The 694-nt window shown below is 45.0% G+C and carries 1 protein-coding gene; it reads left to right on the forward strand.

Annotated elements, in window-relative coordinates:
- Window positions 1-694, forward strand: a 694-nt coding sequence (locus tag V7D75_RS11820; protein WP_333614724.1) for a phospholipase A, incomplete at both ends; no start/stop codon positions are given.

Below are 694 nucleotides of genomic sequence, written 5' to 3' on the forward strand. Positions count from 1 at the left end.
AGAGTATCGCATTTGAGTATGACACTGATGATGCGGCAAAAGTTGTCAATAAGCGCGTGGTCAATCCAAATGCCGCGGCTCAAAGCGACAAGGTTATTAGTAAAGAGTTTGTCGCCGAGCAAGCAAGACTGTTTTATGAGTGTACGCAAGTACAAACCAGTGGCGCGCGTTTGGCTTGTTTTGATAAAGTCGCCGAACAAGGCAAGACGCCGAGTTACACCACGACTAAACAACCGGTTGATTTGGCAAAAACCCTACAAAGCACCCTTGCTGGTAATCCGCAAGTTGTCCTAGTAGAAGAAAATACCACCATTTCTGCAAACAGTAATACTACGGCAAATAACGAAGCTGGTAATGGCGAAAGTTTGGATACGGTTGGACTGACGCAAAGGGAGGCGGAAGTATTAGAAAACGTCGGCGTCACCCAAGCTGATATCGAGAAATACACGCCGTTAAGTTTGGCTTATGATTTGGATAAAAACAGCGAGCGCGGTACCTGGACAGTCAGACCGCACCGACCAACTTATTTGCTACCGCTATTTTATACTTTTGATCCCAATTTAGGTCCAAGCACGCCGTCGCAAGATAAAGAAGAATTTACCTCTAACGATACCCGTAATACAGAGCTAAAGTTCCAGCTGTCATTAAAGACCAAAGTGATGGAAGATTTGTTTGATACCAGTGCCGATTTATG

The organism is Psychrobacter sp. (assembly GCF_036731945.1).
Lineage (GTDB): Bacteria > Pseudomonadota > Gammaproteobacteria > Pseudomonadales > Moraxellaceae > Psychrobacter.